This window comes from Paenibacillus sp. BIC5C1 (genome assembly GCF_032399705.1).
In the GTDB taxonomy this organism is placed as follows: domain Bacteria; phylum Bacillota; class Bacilli; order Paenibacillales; family Paenibacillaceae; genus Paenibacillus; species Paenibacillus taichungensis_A.
In genome coordinates, this window is the sequence record NZ_CP135922.1 from 3,678,548 (window position 1) to 3,697,707 (window position 19,160).

The window sequence follows — 19,160 nt, forward strand, 5'->3', positions numbered from 1 at the left end:
TCTTTACATTAAAATACTTCGGTATCAATGTTCTAAAACACATACCAATAGTGACGAAATGAAATTACTTTGTACTTACAGAGAGTATCAGAGTATTTAAAGATCCGCTTTGTAAAGAAACTCATTTGATTTGTATATTCAGCTCATATTGTATTGGTAATTTACTCCTTCCTCCGAAAGAATAATTGTAACGCCTTCCCCATCAGCTTAGCTGGCATTTGTTTCAATTATTCGCATATCTCCTTTAATAACTAATTTCAGAATGATTTGCCGATTATCCGATGTTCGAAGCAACATTTATGTCATTATTGATTTCCATTACTGGTGTTGGAGCATGCATTTTCCAGTTAATTTTAAAGGACTAGGTGTATTTTGCAGCCCCTATTCCTCCTGGCAACAGGCTCAAAGGAGAATGCCAATGGTCTTTTGCGAGAATTCTTTCCTAAACTAAAGGCACGGATTTCTCTCAAATGACAGACGAAGCTTTATGCCGTGTTCTTTATCTGATAAGCCACAGACCACGGAAATCTCTGGGCTGGAGGATGAAAAAGAAGCTGCAACAAAATGTCCGGGTAACGCCAAACCTTTTGATGCAGCTTTGTATTTCTACTCGCTTTACACAGCGAATTCATAATAACTTTAAGCCTTGCGAAGCATTTGTCTCTCGCTTAGCTGTGAAAGCATATCCTTCGTCATGGCCTTCAGGTCGTAGCGGGCATGAAATCCCCATTCTGTTTTCGCTGCCGTCGCATCAATGGAATGCGGCCAGCTATCGGCAATTGCCTGTCTCTTCGGATCAACGTCATAATCGAGGATAAAGCCGGGAAACTCATCCCGAATCGCTGCAGCGATCGCCTCCGGATCCACGCTCATTGCGGTGACATTAAATGAATTTCGGTGTATCAACCGGGAAGAATCCGCTTCCATCAATTCGATGATAGCGTTCAGGGCATCCGGCATATACATCATGTCCATGTTTGAGTCCTTGGCGATATAAGATGTATACCGGCCAGCCGTCACGGCTGCGTAATAAATTTCCACCGCGTAATCCGTCGTTCCTCCGCCTGGAGGCGTCATATAAGATATCAAACCTGGGAATCGCAGCCCCCTAGTATCTAGGCCATATTTGTGAAAATAATAATCACAAAGCAGTTCGCCGGACACTTTGTTCACGCCGTACATCGTATTGGGCCTCTGGATCGTATCCTGCGGGGTATTGTCTCTCGGAGTCGAAGGACCAAAAGAACCAATGGAGCTTGGAGTGAAAAATCGGCAGCCGAGTTCCCTGGATATTTCAAGTGCATTCATCAATCCGCCCATATTCAAATTCCAGGCAAGCAGCGGTTTCTCCTCTGCGGTAGCCGACAGCAGCGCAGCCAAATGGATGACGGTATCAACTTCGTAACGCTTGGCGATTTCGAACATCGCCTTATCATTCGTCACGTCCAGCAGCTCGAATGGCCCGGATCGGGTAATTTCGTGGGCTGATGACCTGAGATCCGTAGCAACAACGTGATCCGCACCATAAATTTCACGTAATTTAACAACCAACTCAGAACCGATTTGGCCCAGTGCTCCGGTCACCAAAATCTTGTTCATAAGACATCCCTCCCGAAATATACTCCCGCGAATGCAGCTAAATCAGCTTCATTTCCTTGCCAACTTTCTCATAAACGGAGATTACCTGGTCGAGCATCTCCTTGGTATGGGCAGCTGTCGGCATGTTGCGTATTCTTCCAGTTCCTTTCGGAACCGTCGGAAACAGGATTGCCTTGGCGTAAACGCCTTCTTCATAGAGCCGTTTGCTGAACTGTTGGGTGGTCACTTCATCACCAATGATACAAGGTGTGATCGGCGTTTCGCTTTGGCCTACATCATATCCAAGCCGGCTCAAGCCATTTTTCAAATGATTTCCGTTCTCCCACAGCTTCTCGATCAGCTCTTTGTCATTCATCAAAATGTCGACAGCAGTGCTGCAAGAAGCGATTGCAGCCGGAGGTAGCGATGTCGAGAACAGAAACGGACGGCTTCTCAGCTTCAACCATTCGATCAGTTGTTTTTCCCCCGCCACATAACCGCCGACAACGCCGATCGCCTTGGAAAGAGTACCAATTTGAAAGTCAATGCGGTCGGACAAACCAAAATGCTTCACGGTCCCCGCACCCGCTCCGAGAACGCCCGAACCGTGGGCATCATCCACATAAGTAATCAGATCGAATTCTTCTGCTATTTTCACGATTTCGGGCAGCTTTGCTATGTCACCATCCATGGAGAAAACCCCGTCGGTGATGACCATAATTTTATGGTACTGACCGGATTCCTTGGCATCTTTCGCCTTCTGTCTTAAATCATTCATATCCGAATGCTTAAATCGAATCACCTTGGCTCTCGACAGGCGGCAGCCATCAATAATCGAAGCGTGGTTTAGCTCATCTGATAAAATCGCATCATGCTGGTCCATTACCGCCGATATAGCAGCCATATTACAGTTAAATCCCGATTGATACACGATAACGGCTTCCGTTTTTTTGAAACGGGCCAATTTTTCTTCAAGCTCAATATGAAGATCCATCGTACCATTAATTGTTCTCACAGCTCCTGCGCCTGCCCCGTATGTCTGCGCCGCCTTAACTGAAGCATCAATCAGGCGGTAATCTGTTGCCAGTCCCAAATAGTTATTGGAAGACAAATTGATTAGGGACTTTCCGTCGATACGAATAACAGGACCATTTGCACCCTGCAGCGTATCGATGACGTTATATAGACCTTTAGTCTTTAGATCTTCAATGTTCGAACTTAAAAATTGGTCCAATGCTTGACTTGACATTCCATTCCCTCCTCGATACACGTATGTCCTCGTACAAGAGACATAGTATTTCTCCAAAAAACCCTGTTATAAAAGGAATTAAACTAATTTCAATGTATCATCTTTTTTATTCTTTGTACACATGTGGCGGACAAAAAAATAAAAATATCCGCAAAAAAACATAGCGGTTGCTTCCCCCATTCCCGGAAGCAATCGCTACTCAATCTTTGCTTATATCTTTGCTGCTCCGTAACTTCTTGTGCAGCCATTATTTCTTTTGCTTATTCCTTTGAATCAATCCACGATGTCGTGTTCGACACCATCGGCGGCAACACATTGTCGCGTTGCCCCGACACGCAAGCACTCCTTGAACGAACCTATTTTTCAAGCCCTTGCGCAAAGGGATACTGCCTTAGCAAAAATAATCATGCAGTATTCTCAATGGAACATCAATGAAGGTGTCGTCAGCATCGCGAAGGGCTGGCAACGGTGAAGCACGTACAACACCCGTCGCTCTCAACATTTGCTGCCGTATTCCATATCATTATAATCCGGTTGCCGACGCAGTATTTTACTTGAACCAATGGACCCGCTTTACTAGAACATTTCGTTGATAGTGACATACCCTCCATCTTTACAGCTCTTTTATGATGAATATACACGGGTAAAAACACAAAATATCAATATGACCCGGGTATATTTATTAAATCCTATAGATTCTGTGCACTCTTTCTAGAGCATCACATTACTTTTTTGGTTCATATCACCGACCACTCGTATTGGTAATTTCTTAATATCGATAGTCGGACTAAGTTCTTGTGTTCGGCTCAGGACAAGAACTTAGTCCGATAAAATTAAAAAGCCGCTAAAATAGCGACTTCAATGGGAATATGTTTTTGAACCCCGACATTTGATCGTCCTCATTCTTCTACTTCATATAATTTATATGAATCATCCCTTCTTCAGTGCGGCGATCTGGCGTGCTACCCTTTCAGCTAATGTTGCATCAGCCTCGAATAAATACCCCAACACAATCCTCTGGATCTCATGAGAAGCCGCCGATAAGTCATCAGCTATATTCTGAACAAGATGATCCTGCTGAACTTGTGTTAGCGATTGGTAGAATTGTCCCGCTTGCGTGAAATTATCAGCCTTCGAAATATCGGATCGAACGAGCCGGCCGGCTACATAGCGCCCTTCCCCGTTCGTTACCTGATCCGTAGGTGACCAGTTTGCTTGATGGTTAATCGGAATTTTGCGAAAATTCGATCCAAGCCGATGCCGCTGTGAATCCCAATAAATATTACTACGGCCTTGCAGCATTTTATCATCGGACAGCTCAGCACCATCCAGAAGATTGGACGGGGAGAATGCCAGCTTCTCGACCTGCTCCTGATAATTCGTAGGGTTCGTATCCAAGACGAGTCGACCAACTGGCAGCAGCGGGAAATGACGTACATCCCACACTTTCGTGTCATCCAACGGATCGAACGACAGCATTGCCTCATCCTGTGGGTTCATCAACTGCACATAAAGCCCATATTGGACTGGTGTACCTTGGGAGATCGTGTCATATAGATCTTTACCCGAATAATCAGGGTTCTCGCCGGCCAAACGAGCCGCTTCTTCCGCATCAATATATTGCTCTCCAGCAAGCGGAATCCAGCGATATTTGACGTAGAAGCGTTCGTTTTGTGCATTTCTCCAAACATATGTGTTAACACTGTGCCCAGGCATATGGCGGAGACTCTTGAGCGTCCCTTCGTCCGAATATAGTCGTACAACGAAATGGGTTGCCTCTGGTGCTCTAGCAACGAAACCCCAGAATCGATTCGGATCGATGAGATTGTTAACGGGTGATGGCAGAAAAGCATGAATTGACTCAGGAAACCGGATCGGGTCCCGTACGAGGAATACAGGGATATGATTACAGAGCAGGTCGAAAACGCCTTGCTCGGTATAAAATTTAGTAGAGAATCCACGCACGTTGCGGGATGTATCGGGTGTCCCCTTGTTGCTGACCGCAAGTGAGAAACGCACGGTAACGGGTACCCGTTGTCCCGGCTGCTGTAAGAAGCACAGGTTCGTATAAGCGGCCATCGAGTGAAGGGTTTCAAAATAACCCAAGGCTCCAAATCCCTTTACGTGGACCGGGCGCTCCAATATTTTTTCGTGGACAAAGGTTTCAAGTGTTTCATGCAGCATGCTGTCCTGTTCCAAAATCGGTCCCCGTTCTCCTACTGTCTGCGAATGGTGTTCCGGCGACTGCTTAGCATGCCATTGTGATTGTACGTTGCCACCCTGCCAGTTTCCACCGTTTGCGTGATTGTTAGCTTTGTTACCGTCCATTGATCCGCCCCCCCATATCTACATTGTCGGGGATATATATGCATGGCTATGTACGGATATGTCAGCATGTCTGTCTCAAACTTATAACGAGTAAATACTGGGACGATCCTTAACTTGGGACTAGAACATGTACCGATAAAATTAAAAAGCCGCTAAAATAGCGACTTCAATGGGACCATGTTCTTGTCCCTGGACAATACATTTTCTCCTTCTTCATTTTTATATGATGTTGTTGTCATCCATCTACAAATGATTTGGTCTCTTCCATACTTCTGGCATATACAATTCAAACTCCCTGAAGGCCTATTCCAAGTCCGTTTGTCTCGTTATATCTTCTTTATAGTTAGTTGAGTCATCCTAGTGTAAGAAAGATACACGTATTATGCACCCAAATCCCTAAATCAGTTACATAATACGTATGGAAGTCCGCAACCGTAAAATTATAAACTGTTACTGGCTTATCAAGCTTTACAGTCTCCACGTAGTCAATTGTAAGATTACTTCCATCAGCCTTTTGGAGTTTGTCGCCCACCTGAAGTTCATCAGCGAAGACCCAGCCTTTGTCTTCGACCCAAAACGATTGATTTTATCTACATTTAAACGTTTCCTAATTGAAATAAGCTCAGCACCCAATGGTATATGAATAATTTACTATTCATACACTGTATAGGCTGTTGACTAATTTTACTAAGGGGGCAATTAATAATGTTTAATTTCCGGAATGAGCGTGAGATGATGCCGCATCCAATTCTTTTGGAAGCCAAACAGAGTGCAGCAAATCAAATTCTAATTACATATGATCAGCGGACAGATTTGGGATCAGCAACACATATTTCAAACTACTGGATTAGGAGTACTATGGAAACACCTTCCGGTATTGCAACTGTGGGAATGAGTGATGCACTCATGTCTTCCAACTCAATACGTCCAGATATGGCCCAGATCACACCAGTCGATAACTCAAACATGAGATTTCATATCACGTTTAGGGTTAATGCAGTGCCAGGTGTATTGTATACCGTACTGCCTTGTTTTGTTAACCTTGAGGGGATGACAGGTTATATGGGGGCGAATTGGGGCCCCACAAGTAGAAATGTATTTATTGGTATGTAGATAAATTATAATACATACTCATATACTCATTGTTAAGTGCCAGAACGCTAATAAATCTGGGCAACTCTAACTTCTCCTATGAAGTGCAGCCCTTAGAATAGACATTGGAATAAACACTGATTTATCCGATGAAATCTAAGGGATGCTTTTCATAACCAGTGAAATGGGACAGAAAATATAGTTCAATAATATTGGTATTATTTTTTTAATGGTACAGCAAACCAAAAGGAGTGCTCATTCCCTTTTGACCGCAATCCTACTTTTCCACCCTGCTGCTCAATAATTTCCTTCACTAAAGATAACCCTAATCCTGATCCTCCTGAATCCCTACTCCGGGATGAATCTATCCGATAGAATCTTTCGAATATTAGAGATTCATGTTCTTCAGGAATCGGCTGACCTAAATTCTTGACGATTATTTGGTAGTTCGACTCCTTCTGCTTCCCTGTAATCTCAACCCATCCACCCTCGTCATATTGCAGTACATTGGTCAGAAGATTGTGAAGCACCTGTTTTAGCCCATCTTCATCTCCTACTACTTTCGCTACTTCAGTCTTAATATCAATAATGACTCCTCTATTCTTGAACTCTAATGAAAAGTGATCCATACAGGATTCAATCAGCTTTTCTATAGAGAGTACATTCATCTTATTCTCATTGGAAATCCTCTTTCCTTGCCACACATTCAATTGGTGTAACTGCTCAACTAAACGGGTAATACGTATCGATTCTTCGTGAATGGATTCGAATAGCTCTTTATTTCCCGGAATAACCCCTGTGCTTAAAGCTTCCAAATATCCGTTTATATTCGTTAATGGTGTCCGCAGTTCATGGGAGATATCAGACAGCATTTTTCTTCTTAAATCCTCTACCAGTTTCAATTTCATGCTTAAATGATTAAAATCAGCCGTTAACAGACCAATTTCATCGTGAACACGAATCGATAAAGGTTTTGGCATTTCCCCTTGAGCCATTTGTCGTGTTGCATGACCCAATTCCTTGAGAGGAAGAATTAACTTTTTTACCAAAAAGTAGTGGATAAATGCTGCAATCAAAACAGCCGTCAGACTTGCTTTCATTAAAAAAGTCTGCATCGTTTGAGTGAAAATGGCGCTTTCTTCTGGAGTCACAGACGGGGAACTGGCAAACAAAAGACAAGCATAGTCTTTGACCGAAACTCCTGCGAGCCAAATGGCAATACCAATCACCGCAACATTGATCAGTGTGAATTTCCACATGATATTGATTCGTAATGGATTATTTTTGAAAAGCAACAAAGCGATACCCCATTCCCCGAATAGTTTCGATTAGTTCGTTGTCCCCGTCCCACCTCAGTTTTTCTCTCAATCTTCCTATATGAACATCGATCGACCTTTCAGTTACTGCCTTTTCATTATTGGGATACAGTTCATCAATGATCTGTTCCCTAGTTAGAATTTGATTGGGATGCACCATTAGAAAATACAAAAGACGGAACTCATGCTGTGTGAGTTGAATGTTTTCCCCGTTATAATGTACTTCACCCCGTAACTGTTTAATGGTTACTCCGCGGTACGTTAGTTTGCTACACCGCTGGCCCGTCCTCCGCAAAATGGATTCTACCCTTGCAACCAGTTCACCCGGACTAAACGGTTTCGTTACATAATCATCGGCTCCCGATTTTAATCCTTTAATCCGGCTATGTTCCTCTACTTTGGCTGTTAACATAATAATAGGAATTTCTTCTTTCAAATCAGCTCGAATACTCTTACAGACTTCTTCACCACTTATTTTCGGAAGCATTAAATCCAAAATAACAAGACAAGGGTCATATTTTTTAAATGCATCTAGAGCTTCCTTCCCATCCCCAGCCTCATATACTTCATACCCTTCCTTTTCCAGGTACAAGATAATCAACTTTCGAATTTTCACATCATCTTCTACTACTAAAATTCCGGTTCCCTCTACTCTCATTCCAAATACCTCCAAATTTACTTAGCGTATTTCTTTAACTAGTTTTTCCATCATTTCATAATTCATTGGACCTGTAACTTTTTGCTGAATAACGCCCTGCGAATCAATAATATAACTCGTAGGAAGAGCACGAACCTGGTATATTTCTGCTATTTTATTTTGCTTATCCAATAAAATTGGGAATGTAATCCCAAATTCATCTAAAAATACAGGAATTCTATCTACACTTTTCTCTGAAGTTGTCATATTTATGGCAATTACTGTAGTATTTTCATCTGCATACTTATCATAAAATTTTTGCATATCCGGCATTTCTGCTCTACACGGCGGACACCAGGTTGCCCACATATTGACGATTACCTTCTGTCCTCTGAAATCAGAAAGCTTAAAGATTTTACCATCCAGACTATTTAACTCAAAGTCTGGTGCAATGTTCCCTTGGTTAATACCTATAATCAGTGAAGAGTCATCTATTCCCTCCATTGCTTGTTCACTAGTTGCCAAGCTTGCTTGACGTTCATTATTTTTCTTACTTGTATCGTAAATTCCCCACCCAACCAAACCGAGCAGGATTACAATGACAATAATATTTTTATTCATAGGAAAGATCATCCTCTCTAATTAGAACATTGGCGCAAAGGAAGCGAGCCACGCACTTAACTTTTGCAATTGGCCCGAAAATAAAAGCAAGCCCATCGCGATCAAAATCCATCCGTTCAGCAGAGCCAAACTGGGTAACCATTTATTTATTTTTCTCATGATACCCTTAGACTTGGTAATCAAAATGGATATCAATAAAAAAGGAACTCCTAAACCTAACGAATAAAACAACAATAAAAAGATTCCATTGTACATCGTTTCAGAAGATCCAGCCAACAGCAAAATTGAAGATAAAGCCAGACCGACGCAAGGTGTCCACCCCGTTCCAAAAGCAACTCCCACGACAAATGAATTCCACCCGCTTCCGTTCTTTGGAGCTTTGGTTTCCCGCTGCTTTTGAAACATGAGAACACGAAGATTTAAAATCCCTGCAATCTGTAGGCCAAATATAACAATAAGCAGTCCACTAATTTTTTCCAGTAGCCCTCGATTCGCAACGAAAATTTGTCCAATCATACTCGCAGAAGCACCCATAAGCAGGAAAACCACAGTAAAACCAAGGATAAAGAGTGTGGAACGAATCATAAGTGTTCTATTTGAAACACTTGTTTTCTTCCCACTCCCATATGAGCCTGTAAGATTAGCAAGATAAGCAGGCAAAAGCGGAAAAATGCAGGGTGAAAAAAAGGATAGCATCCCTGCCACTAATGCAAATAGAATTGAAATATTGTCCATTTGTGATTCCTCCAGCAAAGTATTCCTAACAACCGTAACGCAGGATGGTTAAGATTCATTAAAGCTCTCTTTTTTTATAAAGATGTGAATAAACAAACAACATAGAGCAACAGTCAAAAAGACAAGCTGCTCACTAGATAATCCTAAGAACACTACTACAGAAAAGCTTTTAAAAAAGTAACTGAAAATCTGTCCGATGCTGAACCAAAGAATAAGTTGATTGATTTCTTGTGGTTTTTCAAAGCTCTCTTTTCTGCTATACATCCAAACCAATAGTACGATTGCTAAAACAATTTGACTGAGATCATACAGAAATAATGATGTTGTCGGATTGTTAAAAATGAGCTGGAATATAGAATAGAAGATTATATAAGAAAATAAGCTTGCCGCCAATACTGCCGCATACACCCAAAAGGTAATTCTGCGCTTCCTACTTTGAAAAAATAAGAAGACAAGAACTACAATCGCCGATAGCAAGATCCCACGCTCACCCCCGGTAAAATAAAGAAGGTAGTACGGATTATTCAAAACAGTAACGGGATTAAAAATAATCACACTAAACTTCCAAATCAAGAATGCCCCAAAAAGTACATTGGTTATATCATTTAGAATAGGCTTAATTAAATCGCTCTTACCCTTCAACCAATGTTTCATGGTTACATGTGCTGCCATTACAGAAAAAATTATTGCAATCCAATTGTATTTAATAATTAGCGGCCCCCAAACGACAGCTTCTTGCATCATGTTTCCTCCTCCTTTTATTATTACTTTAGAGCCTAATTGTTAAGATTCGTTTAACTAGAAATAAACCTACTATCAGGCATTTGGCCTATCAGTAGGTTTATGTTCTTTATATGAATTTTGTTGAATTTGCAGCATGATATATTATGATAAATAATAGTTATGTAGTTTAGTTCCAATCATTTTCCGGGTGCTTTACACATGACTGTTCTTTACAAAGTATTGTCATGCTTGATTCTTGCACTGAACCTTCGTCCGTTAGCTGAGGTACAAAAAAACCATCAACCCTCTAGTTCTTAAATTCATACGCTCTTTTCTCGCCAGAAGATCTCCATCATGGTACTAGTTAGATAACTACCTAATCAGAAATGACACAATATTCTTGTCCTCAGCTTGGGTCAAGAACTTTGTTTTTGTCCAGCGACAAACGACATCTGCGCTTGGGCAAAATCCGGCCTTTTTGGACCTGCCAAGTACCTCCACCTTAATACTCTCATTTCTAAATAGAATCCTTAAAAAATAGGAAATTGCCTAACATTTTTTACTTAACTACCCGTTAGTTGGACGAAAGCAGCTGATCACTTGATCAACTGCTTTCTTAGTTCTATTACGATATCGTTTCCACCAATGTTTGTAAAAGAATATTCTTACAGGACATTCAAGGCACGGTACATCATTGCCACAAACTGTGCACGTGTCACGGGTTCCTCCGGCTTAAATTTGCCATTATCCCCTAGTACAATCTTTAGTTCTGTCAGTGCAGCGATGTAATCATAGCTCCAATGCGTTGTAGGTACATCTTGGAAAGCAACTGTTCCACCTGGTTCGATCTTAAGGGCGAGCGTCAAAATTTTGGCCATCTCTGCACGAGTCAGCAAGTGATTTGGATTAAAATTCCCATTTGATCCATCGACGATACCCGCTTGTTGCATTGACATAATGGCTTCATAGTTAGGATGGCTTGGTGTTACGTCAGAAAATAAAACTGCCTCACGTACTGGTTCAAACTCAAAAGCACGCATCAATAGTAGAGCCATGTGCTGGCGCTTGATGCTTTCATTGGGATGAAAAGAACCGTCTGGATATCCTGTAATCATCCCTTGACTTGCTAATTCCTCAATCATTTCTTTTGCCCAATGTCCTGAAATATCGTCAAAAGTTACAACGGGTAGTTCAGATTGTGGTTCTTCCGGGGTTGGTACTGGTGTTGGGTTTTTGACCCATTTTGCATACAATGTTGTATCTTTTGTCACTCGATCCTTCGTGAGTTCCCACTGTTTTGTCAAAGCCAAATCATGATACCATCCACCAAATGTATATCCTTCTTTTGCGGGGACGGGTAGCTCTGCCAGCCTTGTATCATACGCGACAGACAGATGAACTAACAGCTTCCCTCCATTCGTTTCAAAAAATACAATTAAATCTTGGGGAGGCGTTTGAATAGTTCCTCCTCCATTATTTTCAGAAGAGTTATTTTTAATCCACTTCGCATACAACGTTATATTCGCTGTAATGGCATCTTTCGTAAAATTCCACTGGTTAATGAGGGCTGCCTCTTTAAACCAACCAGAAAATGTATAACCTTGTTTAGTTGGTGCTGTCGGTTCTGTTGCTGTTGCATTGTATGATATATTCTGAGTCGCCACAACATTGCCGCCATTTGATTCAAATGACACTGTATAAGAACTAACCTTCCACAAGGCATACAGTGTGACATCTGAGGCGTTAATATTAAACTTGTTATTTAGCACATAATTTATCCCACTACCATCTGCTTTGGTATTCCAACCATCAAACGTAAATCCAGTCCTTACTAAATTCCCACTATTATCAGATACTGTAACGGTATCTCCATTCTCATAAGTCTGAATATCGACTGGTTTTTGTCCTCCAGTAGCACCGTTCCCGTCGTATGTTACTGTATATTTAGTTGGAGCTATTTTAATAATAGTAAATGTTATGGTAATCGAGTTACCAGCGCTATCCGTAACAATGAGTACATAGGAACCATCAGCATCCACGGACGTCCCACTTACAAACGCGCTACCATTAAGTGTTGCAGTACCTTCGTTAAATGTAATGGTTTGTGAAGAATCGTAACTCTCTCCTTCTTCTACACCACTGACAACAGGGGCTGTCGTATCCAGAGTGATACTATCTTGAGCTGACCCGACATTACCCGCCCGATCAATCAATCGTACATAGACTGACTTGTTTCCATCTCCTGCTGGTAGTGTATAGCTCATGCTCGCGTTATATGTCTCTTCAGTTGACCATGTGACATTGTCATTCGAAAGCTGTATAAGCTCTACATCGTCAACGCCTGCTCCTAACGTGAGACCAAGCGTTACCTGTAACGATGCTGTGTACGCTGCTCCTCCATTAATCGTTATTGATCCTGTTGGCGCTATCTTATCCAAAGTTACTGTTGCATTGTACACTGGAGATACATTCCCTGCTCCATCTATGAGCTCAATTGTAATAGCTTTTTCTCCATCCGTATTACCTACATTAATAGTAAAACTATTTGTATACGCTAGAGTTGTTGGAGGTAATCCGTTATGCGTATAGCGAATGTTCACAATATCCGTCACGCCTGCTGCTGGTGTTATATCAACGTATACGTTGGAGTTATTCGTATAAGCTCTACCGTCATTCACAACGACCGTACCTGTTGGTGCTGTTGTATCTAATATAATACTGTCTTGAATGACGGTAATATTGCCTGCTCGATCAATTAAACGAACATATACCGTTTTATTTCCATCGCCAGTAGGCAACGTATAGCTTTTGGTTGAGCTAAAGGCTTCAACAGACGTCCAAACACTATTATTAGTTGAAAATTGTACCCCAACCACATCTGTCACGCCACTATCCAAGGATAGATTAAGTGTTACATCACGATTCGTTGTATACGCATTTCCATTATTAATAACGACCGAGCCTGTTGGCGGTACCGTATCCAGCGTTATAACTCTTTGATATTCCGGTGATTCATTCCCTGCACCATCAACAAGCTTAAAGCTCAATATTTTATCTCCATTCGCAGCTCCTATAGCTAGCATAAAGCTTGGTACATAAGGCATCTGTGTAAATGGATTTCCATTAACCGAATATTGGATATGTGTAATATCATTTACACCAACAAATGGCGTTATTGAAACAGATACAGCTGTATTATTCGTATATTGGTTGCCTTGGTTGACAATTACCGTTCCTGTCGGAGGCGTCTTATCTATTCGGAATTGGATCGTTTTTGATTGACTGCCTTCTGTAACTGTTAACGTATAAGAACCTTCAGCAGAAACCTGTGTTCCACTTGTAAGTTGACTTCCATTTAAAGTTGCTGTGCCGACATTAAATTGCGGTGTTACATTCGTGTTGTATAGACCACCATCTACAACACCTGTTATTTCGATGTTCACAATTTCAGAGTATGTAATAATCAAATACGGACCCAGACTGCCGTTATGCACATGATTTTCGGTCATTTGTATAAAATGATCAGAATACGCTATTCCTGCTTGAGCTGCTTCTTGAGCGGTCATTCCTGAAAGAATGAAGGTTGCTCTAGGATCAGCTTTTGCGGATTCCGCTGATATGTAGCTAGTAAAATTAAAGGGAGCCAGTGTCGGTTTAAGTAGAGGTACATTATTGGCTAATAGTCTTGATTGTGTAGAGCCTGAAGTTGGAACTGGTGGTGACATTAAATTACTATCCTGTGCCCAGCTATGATCTATACTCGTAGAAACTTTTAGCGAAAAATTAGTTGTTGCCTGAAAATTACCACCTGTTACAGGAATATAAAGATTTGCAGTTTCAACCTCATATCCATTGGGAGTTGGCGGCAAACTGAACTTAAGTAATACTTGCACCTCTAAAGGGCCACCGAATGTTCCCTGATAACCTACATCAAGATAACCGAGGTGCCCATCTTCATAAATCATTCCTGCATTAATTCCCTCATAAATCATTGTTGTATCCTCTGCCGCATAAATAGGTGTCGGAACGATGTTTGCAGATGCCGCACTTGGATGAATAAAAATTAGGAAAAATGCCATACAAACGAATAGAACTAGCAAGCTTGCAGTCGAAACAACTCTCTTTCTCACCACATACACATCCTTTCATACAATTGGTCTCTTCTGCTCCCGTATGAATTCGAACCGATTGCTTAAGAAGACCTCCTATCACTTGACTCCATCTAGACATTATAGTCTCACCATAGAATATTTAAGTCCTACTAAAGTAGTACACCAAAAAAAGTTTGATACAGAAATTAATCGGACCCATTTTTGTGCATTTCTAAGACTTCTTCCTTTCTACAATACGGAATGACCAAAGAACTCGATTTGTTATCTGTTTGAAAAAAACAAGGAAGCGGCCCTTTCAGGCTCGCTTCCTTGTTTGTCACTCTATTAATTGTAACTCTCTGGCACGTACGACAGCTTGTCCACGCCGTTTTACACCTAACTTGCCGTATATTCTAGAAGTATGTGTCTTGACCGTCGTCTCTGCGATACCAAAGAGATCGGCAATCTCTCTGTTCGACAAGCCTTTTGCTATCGCAACTATAATTTCCGTTTCTCGTTCTGTCAGTGGTTCAGTTCATCCCCGGTTGAATGAGAATAGGCACCACGGATGAAGTGTTACTTTCGAAAACCTTCGGGAATGTTCTATCCGCAGATTCTTCTTCCAGCAGCTTGAGATATATGATCCGTGTCGCTATAAGCTCCAACATCTGAATATCCCTCCTTGTGAACACGCCCGGCATCTGTCGATTTTCCAAGTATAGTAGATAGGAAGCTTGTTCTCCCGGAAAATCAATTGACATACACAGAATCGACCTCTGTTTTCTTGTTGCAATATAAGTATCCCTCACCCAAAAACTCTGAAGCGCGTCATGCAGAATTAGCGGTTTCGCCGTCATCGCTGTATGACGTAAGACGCTCTCCGCATACAGGTCGGCTTCTTTTTCCTTATCAGTCCAGTAAGAAGAGTTAGCTTCAATAATGAACTCATTATTTTGACGCTTCAACAACAGACCACGCTCTGCTCCGGTTTGTCTTAGAGCTGTTTTTAAGAGATTTAACTTCCAGTCTGCCTTACTCGTCTGTGCTAGCCCATTGATGATTCGTTGTAAAAGCTCGAATTGCTCTTCGCTCTTCGAACCTTCACCTAGCTTGGGGCTGTTCTCCCAAGCTAACTCTGTGATGGTTTGAGTCATATGTGCTCGCTCCTGTAATACGGGACCCTCATATCGTTTGTAAACCGGGTCCAGCAACTCAGCGTGTCTGCTTCTAATTTGAGTTACTTTGGAGGTGATTCCCCATTCGGCGTATGCCGCACAAGCATCCATCATCGTAATTGCCGCTCCGGATCGGCTGAGCAGTTCATCTTGATAACATACAGCAAGCCGTTCGCAAGCAATGGCTTCCAGCAATACGTATTTCTCTGTTCTCGCTCGCTTAATTGCAGCCGTATATTGTTGCATGGCGCCCAACGAATTCCCTGCAATCCGTTCACCCTCTGCTTTGATTAGCAAATATGCGGAGGACTTACTGTCTAGAAATCCTCGCCAACTCTTCATCAATCGCAATTGCGCGCGTATGGTCTTCCGAATCCGCTTACGATCCTCCCTATTCGTCTCAAAATAAAATCCAGCTAATGCCAAACTCTCGTAAACACGTTGTTTGCGAACTCGCATCCAATCCAAATGAAATTCGTTTCCCCTTCCTCGCTGCGACCAATACAGCGCTTCCTTGTACCTGCCCGACAGCAACGCCACCTCGAGCCGACAACCGCAGCTATAGTTGTCCTCTCCCTGGTGATCCAATTCACTGCCAGTCGACACTAGTGGAATAGAAACAAAACTGTCGATCAAAGAATCGTCTTGCAGCACTGCTGTGTAACTACTCGTCAGCCGCATCATTTCCAGAATATTGTCGTCGGCAATCTGCCGCATGTTCTCCTCAAAGTATCGGAGCAATTCATTTAGGACATATGCATTCCCATGATTACCCATAACACAAAAAATCAAGGCGGAATTAGCAAAGTCATGATCGCCCGCTTCCATCCCTTGACGCATCGCATTGAACAGGACAATAGAAGATTCCAAAGGACTGTCCATTTGCTTGATCATTCCGCTCAGAAAAGTAAATACATGCTTTTTCCTCAATGTAGAGGTGTTCGCGATCTGCAGAAACACCCCCTCAGCAATCGGAGTCGTTCGAGCAAAGCTCGGAAATGTCCTTTGCACAATCAGCTCATATCCTCCGATCATTGATGCTAGCGACTCATTTACCCCTTTATGCAACCCATGACGAATAAATCGGGCATACAATTCCAGTAGCGATCGTGCATCGTGTGTAAGCAATGGAAGAAACAACAGCTCCATTAAATGGCATAATTCCTCATAATCCTCATACTCCTCGTCAAGCGGGTTGGACAGCAGAAGGTGCTTCTCCCGTTTTCGATGTAAGAGGACCGCGGTCGAGGCCACTTCCTTGGCGATAGACAACAGGGAACTCTTCTTCCCAAGCTTCCAACCGTACGAGCCTAGCGCCTCCATTCCAAATTGAACCGCAGTCTCATTGTCCACGAATGCATGGAATTGTATCAAAGGTGCCCAGATTTTGAGTCGCTCCGATCGGCTCAGTCGATCGCTGTTTTGGTGCAAGTCCACCAACAGTTCTTTCGCCCGTGCGCTATTGCCACCCATATACTCCGTCCATGCTAATACCAACTGCAACTCGACATCGAGTGTACCTGGTACTTCCGCCTTGCATGTTGCCAGCAGATGAAGCCCATTTTCGGCATAATACTTCCCTTTTGCATAGCGCGCCGCTGCCAACGCCTCTTGTCCCGCTTGAAGATTGTACTCGATCAATTGCTTCGTTTCTTGGTCTGATAATGCCGAAGCTGCCAGGTTCAGATGATCAATCGCTGTTCTTGACAGGTCATCGTGTGACTTCTGAGTGCGATCCAGTAGGAACCGTCCAATTACCCGGTGTCGGTGGATATTGCGTCCTGAATCGAAGGCATATACCATTCGGTGAATGAATTCATGGACAAACACATAGATCAAATCCTGTTCATCTTCTTGCTCTGCTTCGTCTTCCCGATAAATAAACCCTTCAGCTTCCGCCTCTTGAAGAATAAGGAATACCATATCCACTGATATGCCGCACACTTCGGCCAAGAGTGTTAACTGAAATACCGGACCAATTGCGGCCGCCATAGCCAAGAACTCCTTACGATCTTCCTTGAGCTTGGAGAAGCCTACCTCCAGCAAACGCAGATGTTCTTCGGACCTGCCTAGTTGCCGGGTTATTTCAGAGTCCCATACCCACTGACGTCGTCTTTCATCAAAACGTAGTCTGTTCTCCTTTATCCATCCCTCCAGCAAGAGACGAACCGAGCCGGGATTACCACCTGTCTGATCGTGGACAGACCGCGCCAGAAGTTGAATGCGACCGGATTTCTCATATAGAGCATCAGAGATCAACTGCCTCACATCCTCATAAGCCAGCGGTGGCAGAGTCACTTGTTCCTCAGGATTGGCACGGCATCTATAGGTTAACCAAGCCAGCAATTCCTTTTGATCAAAATTCGTTACATCCCCCGTGGAAGTGATCAACTCCTCCGTACGATAAGCCCCAATTAGGAATAATCCATGCGCTTTTTGTGATAATGCAAGTTCACGAATTACCTCTTGTGTACCATTGTCGACCCACTGCAGATTGTCCATAAATAGCACAAACGGTGGCTTGCATTCAGCCATACAACAGATCAAGTCGGGCAGAAGTTCTTCAAACCGTTCCCAGACCTTCGCATCGTCCGAGATATGTGCTACCTTCACATCGTTGTCGAACAACAGCTTGGCCTCAGGCCAGCAGGAGACGATCACCTGCATTTCTGGACCGAAACCGGCTTGTAGTTTGGCTTTCAGACGTGTAATGATTTCAACCGGCTCACTCCACAGTTGATAGACCCATTCCCGCATTCCCTGAAGGATCGGCCCACATCGAATATTTTTTTGGGAAAGTTCCGCTTTCATAGTGATCATCCGGCCACCATGTCGAACGACGTGTTGTTCGATTCTATGGACAAGCGCCGTTTTACCCGTTCCTTCTTTGCCTAGCACCCAACGAAAGGCATTCATTCCTTGAAAAGCCTGCTCCAGCCCAGCCTCCATTTGCATCACTTCAGCAATACGTCCATACCACGATTCCGATAGGGAAAGCGTACGGATTTTATCCAAACGTCCCACTTCCAATGGCTTAAACGCTCTATCGTTATCCATCATCATATTCTGATACAACTTCAGATCTTCAAGCACACCATATGTACTCTGATAACGCTCCACCTGTGATTTGGCAAGTAGTTTCATCAGTATAGCTTGCAACGTTTCGTCTAAACTCGGTCGAATATCGGATAAAGATTGAGGTACCTTGCGGGTATGTACGGTACCCCAGTCTTCATCATTGTCAGCATGAAAAGGCAATTGTCCGGTTAACAACTCGTAGAGAATAACACCTAATGCGTAAAGATCACTGCGTTCATTCGGCACGAGATTGAATCGTCCAAATTGCTCGGGAGAATGATAAGCTGCATGACTTTCCGTATGCCAGGATACATGAGCAGTTTTCCCCTCCCACTGTACGCTGATATGGTCAGGACTAAGGTATCCAATTATCCTATTCCGCTCGTGTTCACGATGCACCATTTCTGCAAGTATAATAGACAGTTCAATGAACACCGCCAACTCTAAAGGGGACTGCGTTATGTACGCTCTTAAAATCTTAATAATGATGCACACCTATCTGAGTTATATTTGCGTTTCGAGAAAAGGATATTTTTG

12 protein-coding genes and 2 pseudogenes are annotated in these 19,160 nt (G+C 42.7%); 2 read left to right on the forward strand and 12 right to left on the reverse strand.

What is annotated here, in order from left to right:
- Positions 1-370 precede the first annotated feature (370 nt).
- Positions 371-542, forward strand: a pseudogene (locus RS891_RS16475) (transposase); the annotation flags it as partial.
- 97 nt (positions 543-639) lie between these two features.
- Here RS891_RS16475 and RS891_RS16480 read toward each other — a convergent pair.
- The 4 genes and pseudogenes from RS891_RS16480 to RS891_RS31690 form a co-directional block, all read right to left on the reverse strand.
- Positions 640-1,599: an L-threonine 3-dehydrogenase gene (locus RS891_RS16480; protein WP_315792376.1), complete on the reverse strand. Its 960-nt coding sequence runs from the start codon at positions 1,597-1,599 to the stop codon at positions 640-642.
- Positions 1,600-1,636: 37 nt separating this feature from the next.
- Positions 1,637-2,827 carry a glycine C-acetyltransferase gene (locus tag RS891_RS16485; RefSeq protein WP_315792377.1) on the reverse strand — a complete coding sequence of 397 codons (1,191 nt, stop codon included), beginning with the start codon at positions 2,825-2,827 and terminating at the stop codon, positions 1,637-1,639.
- Between the two features lie 930 nt (positions 2,828-3,757).
- Positions 3,758-5,155, reverse strand: a complete 1,398-nt coding sequence (locus tag RS891_RS16490; RefSeq protein WP_315792379.1) for a catalase — start codon at positions 5,153-5,155, stop codon at positions 3,758-3,760.
- 352 nt (positions 5,156-5,507) lie between these two features.
- Positions 5,508-5,723: pseudogene (locus tag RS891_RS31690) on the reverse strand (polymorphic toxin-type HINT domain-containing protein); the annotation flags it as partial.
- Between the two features lie 137 nt (positions 5,724-5,860).
- On the opposite strand from RS891_RS31690, the gene RS891_RS16495 reads away from it, so the two are divergent.
- Positions 5,861-6,268: a hypothetical protein gene (locus tag RS891_RS16495; RefSeq protein ID WP_315792380.1), complete on the forward strand. Its 408-nt coding sequence runs from the start codon at positions 5,861-5,863 to the stop codon at positions 6,266-6,268.
- Between the two features lie 197 nt (positions 6,269-6,465).
- Here RS891_RS16495 and RS891_RS16500 read toward each other — a convergent pair whose 3' ends face one another.
- The 8 genes from RS891_RS16500 to RS891_RS16530 all read right to left on the reverse strand — a co-directional run bounded on the left by RS891_RS16500 (position 6,466) and on the right by RS891_RS16530 (position 19,058).
- Positions 6,466-7,545: a sensor histidine kinase gene (locus RS891_RS16500; RefSeq protein WP_315792381.1), complete on the reverse strand. Its 1,080-nt coding sequence runs from the start codon at positions 7,543-7,545 to the stop codon at positions 6,466-6,468.
- The gene (locus tag RS891_RS16505; protein ID WP_315792382.1) at positions 7,526-8,221 is read right to left on the reverse strand and encodes a response regulator transcription factor; all 696 of its coding nucleotides are present in this window, start codon (positions 8,219-8,221) and stop codon (positions 7,526-7,528) included. Before RS891_RS16505 ends, RS891_RS16500 begins: the two co-directional genes overlap by 20 nt.
- Positions 8,222-8,242: 21 nt before the next feature.
- Positions 8,243-8,821: a peroxiredoxin family protein gene (locus RS891_RS16510; protein WP_315792384.1), complete on the reverse strand. Its 579-nt coding sequence runs from the start codon at positions 8,819-8,821 to the stop codon at positions 8,243-8,245.
- Between the two features lie 21 nt (positions 8,822-8,842).
- A complete protein-coding gene (locus RS891_RS16515; RefSeq protein ID WP_315792385.1) occupies positions 8,843-9,556 on the reverse strand; it encodes a cytochrome c biogenesis CcdA family protein in 714 nt (237 codons plus the stop codon).
- A 48-nt stretch (positions 9,557-9,604) separates the two neighbouring features.
- Positions 9,605-10,300: a hypothetical protein gene (locus tag RS891_RS16520; RefSeq protein WP_315792386.1), complete on the reverse strand. Its 696-nt coding sequence runs from the start codon at positions 10,298-10,300 to the stop codon at positions 9,605-9,607.
- A gap of 644 nt (positions 10,301-10,944) precedes the next feature.
- Complete coding sequence (locus RS891_RS16525; RefSeq protein WP_315792387.1) at positions 10,945-14,409, reverse strand: InlB B-repeat-containing protein; 3,465 nt, start codon at positions 14,407-14,409, stop codon at positions 10,945-10,947.
- Between the two features lie 298 nt (positions 14,410-14,707).
- Positions 14,708-14,896, reverse strand: a complete 189-nt coding sequence (locus RS891_RS31695; protein WP_397386956.1) for a response regulator transcription factor — start codon at positions 14,894-14,896, stop codon at positions 14,708-14,710.
- A 4-nt stretch (positions 14,897-14,900) separates the two neighbouring features.
- On the reverse strand, positions 14,901-19,058 hold the full coding sequence (locus RS891_RS16530; protein ID WP_315792389.1) for an AAA family ATPase: 4,158 nt from the start codon (positions 19,056-19,058) through the stop codon (positions 14,901-14,903).
- Positions 19,059-19,160 lie beyond the last annotated feature (102 nt).

Coding starts and splice junctions, on each gene's coding strand:
- RS891_RS16490 (WP_315792379.1), bottom strand. CDS start 5,155: ATGGACGGTAACAAAGCTAACAATCACGCAAACGGTGGAAACTGGCAG.
- RS891_RS16515 (WP_315792385.1), bottom strand. CDS start 9,556: ATGGACAATATTTCAATTCTATTTGCATTAGTGGCAGGGATGCTATCC.
- RS891_RS16495 (WP_315792380.1), top strand. CDS start 5,861: ATGTTTAATTTCCGGAATGAGCGTGAGATGATGCCGCATCCAATTCTT.
- RS891_RS16485 (WP_315792377.1), bottom strand. CDS start 2,827: ATGTCAAGTCAAGCATTGGACCAATTTTTAAGTTCGAACATTGAAGAT.
- RS891_RS16480 (WP_315792376.1), bottom strand. CDS start 1,599: ATGAACAAGATTTTGGTGACCGGAGCACTGGGCCAAATCGGTTCTGAG.
- RS891_RS16505 (WP_315792382.1), bottom strand. CDS start 8,221: ATGAGAGTAGAGGGAACCGGAATTTTAGTAGTAGAAGATGATGTGAAA.
- RS891_RS16520 (WP_315792386.1), bottom strand. CDS start 10,300: ATGATGCAAGAAGCTGTCGTTTGGGGGCCGCTAATTATTAAATACAAT.
- RS891_RS16510 (WP_315792384.1), bottom strand. CDS start 8,821: ATGAATAAAAATATTATTGTCATTGTAATCCTGCTCGGTTTGGTTGGG.